The organism is Streptomyces sp. ADI96-02 (genome assembly GCF_003846185.1).
Taxonomy (GTDB): Bacteria; Actinomycetota; Actinomycetes; order Streptomycetales; family Streptomycetaceae; genus Streptomyces.
Genome location: NZ_ML123034.1, coordinates 5,166,700 through 5,182,559 on the forward strand (window position 1 = coordinate 5,166,700; position 15,860 = coordinate 5,182,559).

The 15,860-nt window shown below is 71.0% G+C and carries 12 protein-coding genes; 9 read left to right on the forward strand and 3 right to left on the reverse strand.

Annotation, left to right across the window (positions count from 1 at the left end; translation table 11 throughout):
- The first annotated feature begins 36 nt into the window (after positions 1 to 36).
- The gene (locus EES43_RS22825) at positions 37 to 2,007 is read left to right on the forward strand and encodes an ATP-dependent DNA helicase (protein ID WP_124270436.1); all 1,971 of its coding nucleotides are present in this window, start codon (positions 37 to 39) and stop codon (positions 2,005 to 2,007) included.
- A gap of 141 nt (positions 2,008 to 2,148) precedes the next feature.
- Here EES43_RS22825 and lexA read toward each other — a convergent pair whose 3' ends face one another.
- The gene (lexA, locus tag EES43_RS22830; protein ID WP_010072358.1) at positions 2,149 to 2,946 is read right to left on the reverse strand and encodes a transcriptional repressor LexA; all 798 of its coding nucleotides are present in this window, start codon (positions 2,944 to 2,946) and stop codon (positions 2,149 to 2,151) included.
- A 502-nt stretch (positions 2,947 to 3,448) separates the two neighbouring features.
- Between lexA and nrdR the strand changes: the two genes are divergently transcribed.
- Positions 3,449 to 3,961, forward strand: coding sequence for a transcriptional regulator NrdR (gene nrdR, locus EES43_RS22835; RefSeq protein ID WP_124270437.1), 513 nt, complete (start codon positions 3,449 to 3,451; stop codon positions 3,959 to 3,961).
- A 164-nt stretch (positions 3,962 to 4,125) separates the two neighbouring features.
- On the forward strand, positions 4,126 to 7,023 hold the full coding sequence (locus EES43_RS22840; RefSeq protein WP_124270438.1) for a vitamin B12-dependent ribonucleotide reductase: 2,898 nt from the start codon (positions 4,126 to 4,128) through the stop codon (positions 7,021 to 7,023).
- 155 nt (positions 7,024 to 7,178) lie between these two features.
- Here EES43_RS22840 and EES43_RS22845 read toward each other — a convergent pair whose 3' ends face one another.
- Complete coding sequence (locus EES43_RS22845; RefSeq protein WP_124270439.1) at positions 7,179 to 7,715, reverse strand: TerD family protein; 537 nt, start codon at positions 7,713 to 7,715, stop codon at positions 7,179 to 7,181.
- A gap of 263 nt (positions 7,716 to 7,978) precedes the next feature.
- On the opposite strand from EES43_RS22845, the gene EES43_RS22850 reads away from it, so the two are divergent.
- The 5 genes from EES43_RS22850 to EES43_RS22870 all read left to right on the forward strand — a co-directional run bounded on the left by EES43_RS22850 (position 7,979) and on the right by EES43_RS22870 (position 12,186).
- A complete protein-coding gene (locus tag EES43_RS22850; RefSeq protein WP_124270440.1) occupies positions 7,979 to 8,584 on the forward strand; it encodes a YdbC family protein in 606 nt (201 codons plus the stop codon).
- 157 nt (positions 8,585 to 8,741) lie between these two features.
- On the forward strand, positions 8,742 to 9,401 hold the full coding sequence (locus EES43_RS22855; RefSeq protein WP_124270441.1) for a histidine phosphatase family protein: 660 nt from the start codon (positions 8,742 to 8,744) through the stop codon (positions 9,399 to 9,401).
- A 12-nt stretch (positions 9,402 to 9,413) separates the two neighbouring features.
- On the forward strand, positions 9,414 to 10,325 hold the full coding sequence (locus tag EES43_RS22860; RefSeq protein ID WP_124270442.1) for an ADP-ribosylglycohydrolase family protein: 912 nt from the start codon (positions 9,414 to 9,416) through the stop codon (positions 10,323 to 10,325).
- Positions 10,326 to 10,786: 461 nt separating this feature from the next.
- Positions 10,787 to 11,497 (forward strand): ribonuclease HII, encoded by a 711-nt coding sequence (locus EES43_RS22865; RefSeq protein ID WP_124270443.1) that lies wholly within the window; start codon positions 10,787 to 10,789, stop codon positions 11,495 to 11,497.
- 20 nt (positions 11,498 to 11,517) lie between these two features.
- Positions 11,518 to 12,186: a hypothetical protein gene (locus tag EES43_RS22870; RefSeq protein WP_241192502.1), complete on the forward strand. Its 669-nt coding sequence runs from the start codon at positions 11,518 to 11,520 to the stop codon at positions 12,184 to 12,186.
- Between the two features lie 76 nt (positions 12,187 to 12,262).
- On the opposite strand, the gene EES43_RS22875 is transcribed toward EES43_RS22870, so the two are convergent.
- A complete protein-coding gene (locus tag EES43_RS22875) occupies positions 12,263 to 12,904 on the reverse strand; it encodes a hypothetical protein (RefSeq protein WP_124270444.1) in 642 nt (213 codons plus the stop codon).
- A 507-nt stretch (positions 12,905 to 13,411) separates the two neighbouring features.
- Here EES43_RS22875 and EES43_RS22880 point away from each other — a divergent pair.
- Positions 13,412 to 15,568, forward strand: coding sequence for a RecQ family ATP-dependent DNA helicase (locus EES43_RS22880; RefSeq protein ID WP_124270445.1), 2,157 nt, complete (start codon positions 13,412 to 13,414; stop codon positions 15,566 to 15,568).
- Positions 15,569 to 15,860: the final 292 nt, after the last annotated feature.

Here is a 15,860-nt window from a genome sequence, read left to right on the forward strand (position 1 = left end):
GCCGTTGTCAGTGGCGCGCCGTAGGGTGGTCGGGCTATGACGAAGCCATCCCTCCCCGAGCTCCTCCACGCCGCCGTCACCGCCGTCGGCGGTACGGAAAGGCCCGGCCAGGCCGCCATGGCCGAGGCCGTCGCCGAGGCCGTCGACAACCAATCCCACCTGCTCGTGCAGGCCGGTACCGGCACGGGCAAGTCCCTCGGCTACCTGGTGCCCGCGCTCGCGCACGGGGAGCGGGTCGTCGTGGCCACGGCCACCCTCGCCCTCCAGCGCCAGCTCGTGGAGCGGGACCTGCCGCGCACGGTCGAGTCGCTGCATCCGCTGCTGCGCCGGAGGCCGCAGTTCGCCATGCTCAAGGGCCGGTCGAACTACCTCTGCCTGCACCGGCTCCACGAAGGGGTGCCGCAGGACGAGGAGGAGGGCCTGTTCGACCAGTTCGAGGCGGCGGCGCCGTCGAGCCGGCTCGGCCAGGACCTGCTGCGGATGCGGGACTGGTCGAGCGACACGGAGACCGGCGACCGGGACGATCTCACCCCCGGAGTCTCCGACCGGGCCTGGGCGCAGATCTCCGTGTCCTCGCGGGAGTGCCTGGGCGCGACGAAGTGCGCCTACGGGGCCGAGTGCTTCGCGGAGGCGGCCCGCGAGCGCGCCAAGCTCGCCGATGTCGTGGTCACCAACCACGCTCTGCTCGCCATCGACGCCATCGAGGGCGCGCCGGTGCTGCCGCCGCACGAGGTGCTCATCGTGGACGAGGCCCACGAGCTGGTCTCCCGGGTCACCGGCGTGGCCACCGGCGAGCTCACCCCCGCCCAGGTCAACCGCGCGGTCCGCCGGGCGGCGAAGCTGGTCAACGAGAAGGCCGCCGACGCGTTGCAGACCGCCGCGGAGGGGTTCGAGCGGGTGATGGAGCTGGCGCTCCCGGGCCGGCTGGAGGAGGTCCCGGAGGACCTGGGGTACGCGCTGGCGGCGCTCCGCGACGCGGCCCGTACGGTGGTCTCCGCGATGGGGGCCACCCGGGACAAGTCGGTCCAGGACGAGGACGCCGTACGCAAGCAGGCCCTGGCCTCCGTCGAGTCGATCCACGCCGTGGCCGAGCGCATCGCCCAGGGCTCGGAGTACGACGTCGTCTGGTACGAGCAGCACGAGCGGTTCGGCGCGTCCGTGCGCGTGGCTCCGCTCTCCGTGTCGGGGCTGCTGCGCGAGAAGCTCTTCGCGGAGCGGTCCGTGGTCCTGACCTCGGCCACGCTGAAGCTCGGCGGCGACTTCAACGGGGTGGGCGCCTCGCTGGGGCTGGCGCCCGAGGGTTTCGCGGGGGAGGACGTCCCGCAGTGGAAGGGCCTGGACGTCGGATCGCCGTTCGACTATCCGAAGCAGGGCATCCTGTACGTCGCCCGGCATCTGGCCACCCCGGGACGCGAGGGTTCCCGTACGGACATGCTCGACGAGCTCGCGGAGCTGGTGGAGGCGGCGGGCGGACGCACACTGGGGCTGTTCTCCTCGATGCGCGCGGCCAAGGCGGCGGCGGAGGAGCTGCGGGAGCGGCTGGACAAGCCGATCCTGCTCCAGGGCGAGGAGACCCTCGGCGAGCTCATCAAGAACTTCGCCGCCGATCCGGAGACCTGCCTCTTCGGCACCCTCTCGCTCTGGCAGGGGGTGGACGTGCCGGGGCCGAGCTGCCAGCTGGTGGTGATGGACCGCATTCCCTTCCCCCGGCCCGACGATCCGCTGATGAGCGCACGGCAGAAGGCCGTGGAGGAAGCGGGTGGCAACGGCTTCATGGCGGTGGCGGCGACCCATGCGGCACTGCTGATGGCCCAGGGGGCGGGCCGTCTGGTGCGGGCCACGGGGGACAAGGGCGTCGTCGCCGTGCTGGACCCGCGCCTGGCCAACGCCCGGTACGGGAGCTATCTGCGCGCCTCGCTGCCGGACTTCTGGTACACGACGGACCGCAACCAGGCACGGCGCTCGCTCGCGGCCATCGACGCCCGGGCCAAGGAGGAGGGCGCGTGACTGAGCCAAGGAGGAGGGCGCGTAGCTGAAGGGGGGCGGCGGGTCCAGGGGCCCTGGCCTCCTGGCGGCACGGCAGAGCCCCGGGATCGAGGTCATGGATCCCGGGGCCCGGAGCCGACGGCCGCTCTCTTCACACGCGGCTCACACGCGGCGCAGGACGGCCACCACCTTGCCGAGGATGGTCGCCTCGTCCCCGGGAATGGGCTGGTAGGCCGCGTTGTGCGGGAGCAGCCAGACGTGACCGTCCTCGCGGCGGAAGCGCTTGACCGTCGCCTCGCCGTCCAGCATGGCGGCGACGATGTCACCGTTCTCCGCGACGGGCTGCCGACGCACCGTGACCCAGTCGCCGTCGCAGATGGCGGCCTCGATCATCGAGTCGCCGACCACCTTCAGAACGAACAGCTCACCGTCGCCGACGAGCTGGCGCGGGAGCGGGAAGACGTCCTCGACCGACTCCTCGGCCAGGATCGGTCCGCCGGCCGCGATCCGGCCCACCAGGGGGACGTAGGAGGCGGCGGGCTTGCCCGTCGTGTCGGTCGGCTGGGTGCTGGGCTGGTCGGAGCCTCGTACCTCGTAGGCGCGGGGCCGGTGCGGGTCGCGCCGCAGGAAGCCCTTGCGCTCCAGGGCCATCAGCTGATGGGCCACGGACGACGTGCTGGACAGGCCCACCGCCTGACCGATCTCCCGCATGGACGGCGGGTATCCCCGGCGCTGTACGGAGTCGCGGATGACCTCGATGACCCGCCGTTGCCGGTCGGTCAGCCCCGAGCTGTCGGCCCGGATGCCTGGCGGCCTTCCGGGCATCGACCGCCCGGGGCGCGCGGGCTCGGGCCCGTCCGTGTTCGTGACTGAGTCATTCATGGCATGCACCGGCTCAAGTCGGCTCTGGGAGCGGTGGTCCCGGGCGGTGATGGTGGCGCTGTCTGCGGTGGTGGTCACGTCGGCCCCTCTCGAATGTTCTCCCTGGCTGGACAACGGTAGTAGCTTTCGAAAGGTTGCGCCAAACACACGTTCGAGTGAAAAACGAATAAAGGACTGCCGCTCTTCCTCGATGAGGTGTATGCGGCAGAGAGCGGAGCGGGCCCCGCTCCTTTCGCCCCCGCAGGGGTCGGCGCGGTGGCTTCCCGTCCGGGTTCCGCCTCGGGCGTCGCCAGTCTTTCATCCGGAGCCCCGCTCTCCGGGTGTCCGCGCGCCTCCCGTACTCTCGTGGCTGTCCCGGACTCCTGCGAAGCGCCCTGCGGTTACCGCCGGGTGCGACACGCGCTGGGGCCGAAAACGCGGGCAAACCCTAGATCTAGTGGTTGGATTGTTCCCGCCACCCAGAGGTTGTGGTCCCCGGTTCAGCCGGAGACGGGCATCGCCTATGCTGGGGACTGCTTCCGAGGGCCCGTGAAGGGCCTGAAGAGGCTATTCAGTCGTGCTGCGAAGGAGGGTTGGAACTATGCACTGCCCCTTCTGCAGGCACCCCGACAGCCGGGTCGTCGACAGTCGCACCACCGATGACGGAACGTCGATCCGCCGTCGCCGGCAGTGCCCCGACTGCTCCCGCCGCTTCACCACGGTGGAGACCTGCTCGCTGATGGTGGTCAAGCGCAGCGGCGTGACCGAACCCTTCAGTCGTACCAAGGTCATCTCCGGCGTCCGCAAGGCATGCCAGGGGCGGCCGGTCACGGAGGACGCTCTCGCCAAACTCGGCCAGCGGGTCGAGGAGGCGGTGCGCGCCACCGGCAGCGCCGAGCTGACCACCCACGACGTGGGCCTGGCCATACTCGGCCCCCTGCAGGAGCTCGACCTCGTCGCGTACCTGCGCTTCGCGTCCGTCTACCGGGCGTTCGATTCCCTGGAAGACTTCGAGGCCGCCATCGTGGAGCTGCGCACGCAGCGGCCTCCCGCAGAGGACCGCGGGAGCGGTGGGACCCCTGAGGTCCCCGCGCCCGCCATCGCCGCCGACTGAGCGGCGACCGCCCGAGCCGCCCGGCATACGTCCGCCGGTCCGCGGCCGGGCGACAGGAGACCTGCTTCCGAAGGCCGAAGGCGGCCCTCGGGGCATCAGACACACACTGTGCCTGGGAAGATATAGGCACTTCAGGGCGTTTTTGCCCACATATGGGAGGCGGCATGACAGAGACGGCGAGCGGCCCGGCGCGAGGTTCCCGTACCAAGGGTGCCAAGGCGAGCAAGGGTCTGCGTATCGAGCGCATCCACACCACCCCCGGCGTGCACCCGTACGACGAGGTGGCGTGGGAGCGTCGTGACGTCGTCATGACCAACTGGCGCGACGGCTCGATCAACTTCGAGCAGCGTGGCGTCGAGTTCCCCGACTTCTGGTCGGTGAACGCGGTCAACATCGTCACCAGCAAGTACTTCCGCGGGGCCGTCGGCACGCCGCAGCGCGAGACCGGCCTCAAGCAGCTCATCGACCGGATCGTGAAGACTTACCGGAAGGCCGGCGAGGACCACAGCTACTTCGCCTCTCCCGCGGACGCCGAGATCTTCGAGCACGAGCTGGCGTACGCCCTCCTGCACCAGATCTTCAGCTTCAACTCCCCGGTCTGGTTCAACGTCGGGACGCCCCAGCCCCAGCAGGTCTCCGCCTGCTTCATCCTGTCCGTCGACGACTCCATGGAGTCGATCCTCGACTGGTACAAGGAAGAGGGCATGATCTTCAAGGGCGGCTCGGGCGCCGGCCTGAACCTCTCCCGCATCCGCTCCTCCAAGGAGCTCCTCTCCTCCGGCGGCAACGCCTCCGGTCCGGTCTCCTTCATGCGGGGCGCCGACGCGTCCGCCGGGACCATCAAGTCCGGTGGCGCCACCCGTCGCGCCGCGAAGATGGTCATCCTCGACGTCGACCACCCCGACATCGAGAACTTCATCGAGACCAAGGTGAAGGAGGAGGAGAAGATCCGCGCCCTGCGCGACGCGGGCTTCGACATGGACCTGGGCGGCGACGACATCACGTCCGTCCAGTACCAGAACGCCAACAACTCGGTCCGTGTGAACGACGAGTTCATGAAGGCCGTCGAGGCCGGCGGGAAGTTCGGCCTGCGCGCCCGCATGACCGGCGAGGTCATCGAAGAGGTCGAGGCCAAGTCCCTCTTCCGCAAGATGGCCGAGGCCGCCTGGGCCTGCGCCGACCCGGGCATCCAGTACGACGACACCATCAACGCCTGGCACACCTGCCCCGAGTCCGGCCGGATCAACGGCTCGAACCCGTGCAGCGAGTACATGCACCTGGACAACACCTCGTGCAACCTCGCCTCGCTGAACCTGATGAAGTTCCTCAAGGACGACGGCCTGGGCAACCAGTCCTTCGAGTCCGAGCGCTTCTCCCAGGTCGTCGAGCTGGTCATCACCGCGATGGACATCTCCATCTGCTTCGCGGACTTCCCGACGCAGAAGATCGGCGAGAACACCCGCGCCTACCGCCAGCTGGGCATCGGCTACGCCAACCTCGGCGCCCTGCTGATGGCCACCGGCCACGCGTACGACAGTGACGGCGGCCGTGCGCTGGCCGGCGCCATCACGTCGCTGATGACCGGCACCTCGTACAAGCGCTCCGCCGAGCTGGCCGCCGTCGTCGGCCCGTACGACGGCTACGCCCGCAACGCCGAGCCGCACCAGCGGGTCATGAAGCAGCACGCCGACGCCAACGCCAAGGCCGTCCACGTCGACGACCTGGACTCACCGGTCTGGGCCGCCGCGACGGAAGCCTGGCAGGACGTGATCCGGTTGGGCGCGAAGAACGGTTTCCGCAACGCACAGGCATCGGTCATCGCGCCGACGGGCACCATCGGCCTCGCGATGTCCTGCGACACCACCGGCCTGGAGCCCGACCTCGCCCTGGTCAAGTTCAAGAAGCTGGTCGGCGGCGGCTCCATGCAGATCGTCAACGGCACCGTGCCCCAGGCGCTGCGCCGCCTCGGCTACCAGCCGGAGCAGATCGAGGCGGTCGTCGCGCACATCGCCGAGAACGGGAACGTGGTCGACGCCCCGGGCCTGAAGACCGAGCACTACGAGGTCTTCGACTGCGCGATGGGCGAGCGTTCCATCTCCGCGATGGGCCACGTCCGGATGATGGCGGCCATCCAGCCGTGGATCTCCGGCGCGCTCTCCAAGACGGTGAACCTGCCGGAGACGGCCACCGTCGAGGACGTCGAGGAGGTCTACTTCGAAGCGTGGAAGATGGGCGTCAAGGCGCTCGCGATCTACCGCGACAACTGCAAGGTCGGCCAGCCCCTCTCCGCCAAGACGAAGGACAAGGAGAAGGAAGCGGTCACCGCGAAGGCCGAGGAGACCATTCGCACGGCCGTCGAGAAGGTCGTCGAGTACCGCCCGGTCCGCAAGCGCCTTCCCAAGGGCCGTCCCGGCATCACCACCTCCTTCACGGTGGGTGGGGCCGAGGGCTACATGACCGCCAACTCCTACCCGGACGACGGTCTCGGCGAGGTCTTCCTGAAGATGTCGAAGCAGGGCTCCACCCTCGCGGGCATGATGGACGCCTTCTCCATCGCCGTCTCGGTCGGCCTGCAGTACGGCGTCCCGCTGGAGACGTACGTCTCGAAGTTCACGAACATGCGCTTCGAGCCGGCCGGCATGACGGACGACCCGGACGTGCGGATGGCGCAGTCGATCGTCGACTACATCTTCCGCCGCCTGGCGCTGGACTTCCTGCCGTTCGAGACCCGCTCCGCCCTCGGGATCCACTCCGCCGAGGAGCGTCAGCGCCACCTCGACACCGGCTCGTACGAGCCGTCGTTCGAGGCGGACGGCCAGGACGCCGAGAGCCTGGCCCAGTCGGCCCCGCTCCAGTCCGAGCCGCTCAAGGTGGTGACCGCTCCTCGCGAGGCCGCCGAGAAGCCCGCGCCGAAGACCGCGCACACCTCGGCCGAGCTGGTCGAGATGCAGCTCGGCATCAGCGCCGACGCTCCGCTCTGCTTCTCCTGCGGAACGAAGATGCAGCGCGCCGGCTCCTGCTACATCTGCGAGGGCTGCGGCTCCACCAGCGGCTGCAGCTGACCGGTCCCGCCACGTCGACCGCCCCGGGCTCGTCGCCCGGGGCGGTCGACGTGCGTGCGCACATCTGCGGCAGGGTTCGCGCGGTCGGCCTGAGCGGTTGGCCGGAATTCGGCCCTGCCGGAGTGCGGCGGGGCGGGAGCGTCCGGGGGGGGGCGTCAGGCCCCGGCGGCCCGGCTGCCCATCACCGAGGCGAACGTGTCGGGATCGCCGTCGAACCCGCGCACGCCCGCCCGGAACCCCCAGAGGCCCGAGGTATCGCGGATGAACTCGCCGACGAGGGCCGCGGTCGCCCAGGCGACCTGCGAGAAGTCGTCCTCGGCGAGCGTCTCGTAACCCTCCCGGATCTGCACCGCCGTGCTCCCTATGGCCCCGAACGTCTTGTGCCCGTCGCGTTGCTGGATGGCGATGCCGACCACCACGCGGCCGTACACGTCCGCCAGGCGGTTCAGCTCGATGGTCATGACCTCGTCGAAGCCGAACCCCTGCCCGGTACGGCTGTCGCGGTTCAGCGTGATGGTGCCGTCCGGCGACCGGCTGTCGAAATGCACCAGGTAGGCCGGACTGCCGTACGGGTCGTCCGCCGGGTAGGTCGCCGCGATGATGTCGAGGTCGTTGGCCGATTCACCACTGGTGCTTGGGTCCCACTTGACCCGTACCTCAACCTTGTCGATGTCCTTGTTCGGAGTGCTCACCGGACTCCCCTCCCTGGCCTCCTGGCCGACGGTCAGCGACCGTTCTCATCACCCGATCATGTACGGAACGGGCCGGTGAGCCAACTGTCCGGGCGGCGGACGGCGGATTCGGGCCATGTGGGCGGCCCGGCGGGTACCGGCGTGCGAACGGGCTCGGCGGCCCGGTGAGGAAGCGACTCGGCGGCATGGTGAGGAAGCGAACGGTTCGGACCGACCGCGTCCGACCGTGACCTCCACCACGTTCAGCGCCGTACGATGGCGCGGTGCTGGTCAAGTGGATTCGCTGCTCCGTGGTGAACCGTCATGGGTTCGAGCGGGGACAGCGGAAGTGGGCGGGGCTGCTCGGTGAGCCGGGGTTCAGGGGACAGAGCGGCGGGTGGAGCCGAACACGCCCCGATGTCGCGCACGTCTTCGCCTTCTGGGAGAACCGCGTCTTCTACGACTCCTTCATGGCCCGCGGCCACGATCGGCTCGCCACCGAGCAGACGGGCACCTTCCGCGACATGCGGGTCATGCTCTTCGAGCGCCGTTTCGACGTGAAGACCGGGTTCGAACCGCACTTCGCCGAGGCGGACGTGGCCAGAGTGGCGCACAGTCGCGTCCACGAGGAGCGGGCCGAGCACTTCGCACTGATGCAGGAGAAGGTGTGGAATCCGGCGATGGCGGGCTCGCCCGGCATGCTGCGAGGTGTCTTCGGGGAAGCACCGGGCCACGAGTTCCTGGTGCTGTCCCTGTGGAATTCGAGCGCGGAGCGCGGCAAGTACCGCCCTGCCGGAGCCGAACGGCTCTCGGCCCGTGCGCAGACCGAGGCCGACGTGGCCGAGCTGACGGGCGACGTCGTCCAGCTCGAACCGTCCTGGACGGTCTGAGCACCGGGCCCCGCCACCGCTGCCGGCATCGGTTCCGCTTCCGCTTCCGCTTCCGCTTCCGTTTCGGGTCACGGACACACCTCTGAGTACGCCCCGGTACGCCGGATGGCGTCCGGACAACCGCTCGGACCGGCCGGATCCGATCTAGGCTCGTTACATGGCCCGACCGCGACGCATCGTCCTCGTCCGGCACGGCGAGTCCGAGGGCAACGCCGACGACTCGGTGTACGAGCGGGTGCCCGACCACGCACTGCCGCTCACCGAGACGGGCTCGCGGCAGGCGGGCGAGACCGGAGCGCGGCTGAGGGAGCTCTTCGGCGACGAAGGGGTGAGTGTCTACGTCTCGCCCTACCGGCGCACCCACGAGACGTTCCGGTTCTTCGGGCTCGACCCCACGCGGGTCCGGATCCGCGAGGAGCCCCGGCTGCGCGAGCAGGACTGGGGAAACTGGCAGGACCGCGACGACGTGCGGTTGCAGAGAGCGCTCCGGGACGCCTACGGGCACTTCTTCTACCGCTTCGCCCAGGGTGAGTCCGGAGCCGACGTGTACGACCGGGTCGGGGCGTTCCTGGAGAGCCTGCACCGGAGCTTCGAGGACCCCGACCATCCGGAGAACGTCCTCCTGATCACCCATGGGCTGACCATGCGGCTGTTCTGCATGCGCTGGTTCCACTGGTCGGTGGCGGAGTTCGAATCGCTGTCCAATCCGGGCAACGCCGAGACGCGCACCCTGGTCCTCGGCGCGAACGGCCGCTACACCCTCGACCAGCCGTTCCGGCGCTGGCGCGCCCCTGAGTCCTACGGCTTCACCGGATAGAGTGGCAGAGCGATGACCGCTGACTCCGCTTCCGAACCGCGTTTCGAACGCGCCGTGGCCAGCCTGCGCGGGCTGTCCGTGGGAGACGCCCTGGGCTCCCAGTTCTTCGTACCGGTGAACTACCCGCTGCTGAAACAGCGCGCCCTGCCCGACGGACCGTGGCAGTGGACGGACGACACGGAGATGGCCTGCTCGGTCCTGTCCGTGCTCGCCGCCCACGCCCGGGTCGACCAGGACGCCCTGGCCCGCTCCTTCGCCGAGCACCACGACTTCGACCGCGGCTACGGCCCGGCCGTCAACCGTCTCCTCCGGCTCGTCCGGGAGGGCGGCGACTGGCGCGAGCTGGCCTCCTCGCTGTTCCAGGGGCAGGGCTCCTGGGGCAATGGTTCCGCGATGCGCATCGCCCCGCTGGGGGCCTGGTACGCGGACGACCCCGAGCAGGCGACCCACCAGGCGGAGATCTCCTCGTACACCACCCACCAGCACCGTGAGGCCGTCGTCGGCGCGATGGCCGTGGCAGCCGCCGCCTCGCTGGCCGCCGCTCCCGACGGCCCGCCGTCGCCGGAGGACCTCCTCGACGGGGTCATCGCGCTCGTGCCGCGCAGTGCGGTCGGCGCGGGGCTGCGCAGGGCCCGCGACATGCTGGACTACCGGGACGCCGGGACGGTCGCCGCGGTCCTCGGCAACGGCCGTCGGACGAGCGCTCACGACACCGTGCCGTTCGCGCTTTGGTCGGCCGCCAGGAGCCTCGGAGACTTCGAGGAGGCGTTCTGGGTCACCGCGCAGGCCGGCGGCGACGTGGACACGACGTGCGCCATCGTGGGCGGCGTTCTGGGCGGGGGGCCGGCCGGTGCGCCGCCCGCCGCGTGGACGGCGCGGACGGAAGCCCTGCCGGGCTGGCTGACGACCCCGGCGCACCGCTGACGTTCGGACCGCTCCGCTGCCCGGCGCATGGCGCCCGGGGGCACCGGTACCGGGTGCCCCTCCAGACCTCGGTCCTAGGAAGGCGGGCGCTGGCTGCCGGGGTCGCCCTCCCACAGAATCACTCTGAGCGGTCGGAGCCTCTCGACCGGGCACCCCGCGCTTCGCGCCCCGCGCTTCGCGCCCCGCGCTTCGCGCCCCACGCCGCACGCCTCATGTCTCCTCGGTCCGTGGCTCACACTGTGCCGGAGCCGTGCGGCATCCGCAGCCGATCGCGCCGCCCGGCCCCGCAGGCGATCGGGCCGCCCGGCCCCGCAGCCGATTTCACCGCGCATCCGGGTACCGCCGACGGTTCCGAAGCGGCCTTCCCGGACTTGCTGTCCTGCGGCCGTCGGCGGATTCGCGGTATGCACGGCGCCCCGGGGTGTTGCTGCCGGGGCTCGCGGCGTACGCTGGCTGGCGCCATGCCGTACGAACCACCCACGCACACCGTCGAGCGCTCGCTTCGCGCTACCACCGGTGCCAGGACCGTCGCCGGTGTCGACGAGGTCGGACGCGGCGCGTGGGCCGGACCGGTCACCGTTTGCGCGGCCGTCACCGGTCTGCGCCGAGCGCCCGAAGGTCTCACCGATTCCAAGCTGTTGACGCCCCGGCGGCGCACCGAGCTCGCTCCCGTGCTGGAGAGCTGGGTCACCGCCTACGCACTCGGTGACGCCTCCCCGCAGGAGATCGACGACCTCGGAATGACCGCTGCCCTCAGGCTTGCCGCGGTGCGAGCCTTGGAAGGGCTGCCAGTGCGGCCGGACGCGGTGATCCTCGACGGCAAGCACGACTACCTGGGCGTTCCGTGGCAGGTCCGCACCGTGATCAAGGGCGACCAGTCCTGTATTGCGGTGGCGGCGGCCTCCGTGATCGCCAAGGTGCGCCGGGACCGGATGATGGCCGAACTGGGCGCGGAATCCGACGAATACACAGACTTCGCCTTCGGCGCGAACGCGGGATACCCCTCGCCCGTGCACCGGGCCGCCCTGGAGGAGCGGGGCCCCACGCCCCATCACCGCCTCTCCTGGGCGTACCTGGACGCGCTGCCCAGGTGGCAGCACCTGAAGAAGGTCCGTTTTTCCGCCGAGGCGGCCGCACTGGAAAGCGGGGGCCAGCTCGGCTTCGAATTCTGAACGCGCAGACGCGCCCACCCGTGACACCGACCCGGTCGGCGTCCGACATCGACCATTTTCATGCCTCTCATCTCATCCCCGAGGAGCCTCAGATTCACGAGAGTGCCCAGGGTCCCCGCGTAGCTCCGGCCGCCGGCCGCACCGCGCCGACCCCTCGTCCCGTACCAGGTCCGCGATCCGCGGCCACCCCGCGCCCCGGCCGTCCGGTACCCGGCCCCGCTCGTCCCGCGCCTCCGGCGCAGCGCACGCACCCCGCTCCGGCCGCGCCGGTCCGGGCCAAGCAGCCGGAGAATCGTTCCGCGCCGCAGCTCCAGCTTGTTCCGGCATCGGTCGGCGGAGCCCTCGACGCGGCCGAGGAAACGGTCGACCTGCTGCTGGAGTCCGGTCGGGCGCCGGGAGACATCCTGCTGCTCACCACCGGCGATCAGCACCCGTGGACCGAGCACGAGCTGTCCTTCGGCGAAGCCGCCTACTGGGCCCAGCAGGACGCGAGCGACGACGTCTTCTTCGCGGACGCCGCGGCTGTGGACCGGACCAAGCCCCGTCCGGTCGTCGTCGTCGCGGTGAACGGCGACGACCACGGCGCCGTGGTGCGCTCCCTCCCTGTCGCGCGCGACCGTGCGACCGCGCTGCTGGTCGTGTGCGGAGACCCGAAGACGGTCAACTCCGTTCTCGGCGCGAGCGTCTGAGCCGAATCTGCCCGCCCCCCCGGCTGCCCGCACGGGTGGCCGGGGAAGAGCCGGCCGACGTTCGGCCGGTACCGGTTCACCGGGCGGCGGTACGCCTCAGCGCCTCCGCCGCCCCACCGCCCGTGCTGCTCGGCGCGGGCACGTGGTCCGCTGTGGTCTCGGCCAGGGGAGACGGCTCGGATAGCGAAGTGGGCTGCCGCCCGCTGCGCCCCTCGCCGAGGACCTGCCAACCACCGCGCGTCAGCGTGATGTAGGCGCCGCACCGGAGCCCGTGCAGGGTGCAGGCGTCCCGCAGGCCCCACATCCACGCGCCGTCCTCCTCGGTCCAGCGTTCGTCGCCGTCACGGCAGTACAGGAGCACCGCCGTACGCACCGGGGTGCGGCGGCGCAGATCGTGCGGGATGACACGGCGCAGATGTGCCAGCAGCGCGTTGCGGAAATCCCAGCCGTCCGCGGCCACCGTCGGCCGGCGACTGAACGAGGCGCTGGCCGTGAGCCGCTCCTCAGGATCGAGCACGGCGACGACGGCGGTGGTCGGCGTCGGCCGGTGCCGGGAGTGCAGGCCGCTGACGACCTCCCGGGGACTGCGGAGCAGTGGTATGCCCGCGGAAGCCCACTCGGAGGGTTCCAACGTGCGGGCAAGCCGGCTGACGGAGTCTGCGGAAACCGATGACGCCGACATCGAAGTGGCTGCGGACGGGGCGAATCCGAAGGTCACGGTCCTCCCTTCGCTACGCGCCCGTGGTGCGGGCAGGGTCGGGTGAGGGCGCGCCGCGGCACAGCTGTTCCGGGCCGCGAAAGGAACTGTGCGGGGAGCGAGTCCAATTCTTCCTGCCGTACCGGCGGGCGGCAACGAGCAATTGGCGTGGCTGACGGGATTCAGCCGGAATGACACTGATATCCCTGCCCCGCACTGGCCCCCCTGATTCCCTCCGCCTGTCCCGAACGGCAAGGACCAGCGGAAACACGCCGGGCCCGTTGCCGTCGCCTCCGCAGGTACGGTCGCCGCCTCCACGGGATTGAGTGACAGCGGCGGCGTGCCCCGGCCGGTGGGCGCGACTCCTGGCTCGGGCCTTTCACCGACCGATTTCCCGGTGGCCGTGCTCAGCTCGTCCCCCTGGGCCGCTACCCGCCCGCCTGGAAGAGGCCGGTCGGCGATGATCCGATCACACAGCGTGATGCGGTCGATTGTCCATTGTCCGTGCCATCGGGTTGCATGGGAGCCATGGACAACCTGGAGCTCCGTACTGAGGCCGACACCATCCTCGCCGAACTCGTCGGCGATCCGGGAGGGACGGCGAGGCTGCGCGAGGACCAGTGGCAGGCGGTGGCCGCCCTCGTGGAGGAGCGCCGACGGGCCCTGGTGGTGCAGCGCACCGGCTGGGGCAAGTCCGCCGTGTACTTCGTCGCCACAGCGCTGCTGCGCCGGCGAGGAGCCGGCCCCACAGTGATCGTCTCGCCACTGCTGGCGCTGATGCGCAACCAGGTCGAGTCGGCGGCCAGGGCAGGGATCCAGGCCCGCACCATCAACTCGGCCAACCCGGAGGAGTGGGACGCCATCTACGACGAGGTCGAGCGAGGCGAGACCGACGTCCTCCTCGTCAGTCCGGAACGCCTGAACTCCGTCGACTTCCGCGACCAGGTGCTGCCCAAGCTCGCGGCCACGACGGGCCTGCTCGTCGTCGACGAGGCGCACTGCATCTCCGACTGGGGCCACGACTTCCGTCCGGACTACCGCAGGCTGCGGGCCATGCTCGCCGAGCTGGCCCCGGGAGTACCGGTGCTCGCCACCACCGCGACCGCCAACGCCCGGGTGACCGCGGACGTGGCCGAGCAACTGGGCACCGGCGCCGGAGAGGCCCTGGTGCTGCGTGGCCCGCTGGAGAGGGAGAGCCTGCGGCTGGGGGTGGTCCGTCTCCCGGACGCCGCCCACCGCCTGGCCTGGCTGGCGGAGCACCTCGACGATCTGCCCGGGTCCGGGATCGTCTACGCGCTGACCGTCGCCGCCGCAGAGGAGGCCACCGCCTTCTTGCGGCAGCGCGGATTCGACGTGGCCTCCTACACGGGGCGTACCGAGAACGCCGACCGGCTCCAGGCGGAGATCGACCTCCAGGAGAACCGCGTCAAGGCGCTGGTCGCGACTTCGGCACTGGGCATGGGCTTCGACAAGCCGGACCTCGGCTTCGTGGTCCATCTCGGTTCGCCGTCCTCGCCGATCGCCTACTACCAGCAGGTCGGCCGCGCGGGCCGCGGGGTGGCCCACGCCGATGTCCTGCTGCTTCCGGGGAAGGAGGACGAGGCCATCTGGCGCTACTTCGCCGACACCGCCTTCCCGCCCGAGGCACAGGTCCGGCAGACTCTCGCGGCCCTCGCCGACGCAGGGCGTCCGGTGTCCGTACCGGCGCTGGAGGCGACGGTGGATCTCCGGCGCACCCGGCTGGAGACCATGCTCAAGGTCCTCGACGTGGACGGGGCCGTCAAGCGAGTCAAGGGCGGATGGATCTCCACGGGAGAGCCCTGGGCCTACGACTCCGAGCGGTACGCCTGGGTCGCCCGGCAGCGCGCGACCGAACAGCAGGCCATGCGCGACTACGTGAGCACGACCCGGTGCCGGATGGAGTTCCTGCGCCGGCAACTGGACGACGAGGGGGCGGCCCCCTGCGGGCGCTGCGACAACTGCGTCGGCGCCTGGGCCGACTCGTCCGTATCGGCGCAGACGCTGACAGGAGCGGAGAAGGAACTCGACCGCCCGGGAGTGGAAGTGGAACCGCGCCGGATGTGGCCCACGGGGATGGCCGCGCTGGGCATCAACCTCAAGGGACGCATCCCGGCCACGGAGCAGTGCTCCACCGGGCGGGCCCTGGGACGGCTCTCGGACATCGGCTGGGGCAACCGGCTGCGCCCACTGCTGGCCGAGAACGCTCCCGACGGGCCGGTCTCCGACGAGGTGCTGCGGGCCGCGGTCGCGGTCCTCGCGGACTGGGCGCGCTCTGCGGGAGGCTGGGCGCCGGACGTCCCGGACGCTTCTGCCCGGCCCGTGGGCGTGGTCGCCGTGCCGTCGCTCGCCCGCCCGGAGCTGGTCGGCTCCCTGGCCCGGGGAATCGCGACCGTCGGCCGTCTTCCCTTTCTGGGCACCCTGGCCTACGCGGGGCCCGGCGGGCATGCGGTACGCCGCAGCAACTCCGCCCAACGCTTGAGGGCGTTGTCCGACGCCTTCAGCGTCCCGGAGGATCTGGCCGCAGCTCTGGTCGCCGCTCCTGGGCCGATTCTGCTGGTGGACGACTACACCGACTCCGGGTGGACCCTCGCCGTCGCGGCCCGCCTGCTCCGCAGGGCGGGCAGCGAAGCGGTCCTCCCGCTGGCGCTGGCCGCGGCGGGCTGAGCCGCTGGCCTCAAGACCGTGCCGGCCGAGCCTGCCGGGCCGTAACGCGGATGCCCGGCGCGCTTCTCCCACCCAGCGTTCCAACACCGTCGCCAAGTGCCTGGCCGCCGAAGCCGCCTGGTCGCGCATCAGCGTCGGAATCAGCGGAAGACGGGCGGGAGGCGGGCCACTGCCCCGGGCCCGCGGTGGGCACTGTGCCGGTGGTGGCCCGAGAAGGGCGACGACGGGTGCGATCGGTCGGGAGCGACGGCGGAACGGACGCTGCGTGTCGGTCATGGCTCCATGGAAGCCG

What these genes read in the sequence shown, in the direction of transcription:
- EES43_RS22840 (WP_124270438.1), top strand. Translation starts at nt 4,126, where the DNA reads ATGACAGAGACGGCGAGCGGCCCGGCGCGAGGTTCCCGTACCAAGGGT.
- EES43_RS22865 (WP_124270443.1), top strand. Translation starts at nt 10,787, where the DNA reads ATGCCGTACGAACCACCCACGCACACCGTCGAGCGCTCGCTTCGCGCT.
- EES43_RS22855 (WP_124270441.1), top strand. Translation starts at nt 8,742, where the DNA reads ATGGCCCGACCGCGACGCATCGTCCTCGTCCGGCACGGCGAGTCCGAG.
- EES43_RS22825 (WP_124270436.1), top strand. Translation starts at nt 37, where the DNA reads ATGACGAAGCCATCCCTCCCCGAGCTCCTCCACGCCGCCGTCACCGCC.
- EES43_RS22860 (WP_124270442.1), top strand. Translation starts at nt 9,414, where the DNA reads ATGACCGCTGACTCCGCTTCCGAACCGCGTTTCGAACGCGCCGTGGCC.
- nrdR (WP_124270437.1), top strand. Translation starts at nt 3,449, where the DNA reads ATGCACTGCCCCTTCTGCAGGCACCCCGACAGCCGGGTCGTCGACAGT.
- EES43_RS22880 (WP_124270445.1), top strand. Translation starts at nt 13,412, where the DNA reads ATGGACAACCTGGAGCTCCGTACTGAGGCCGACACCATCCTCGCCGAA.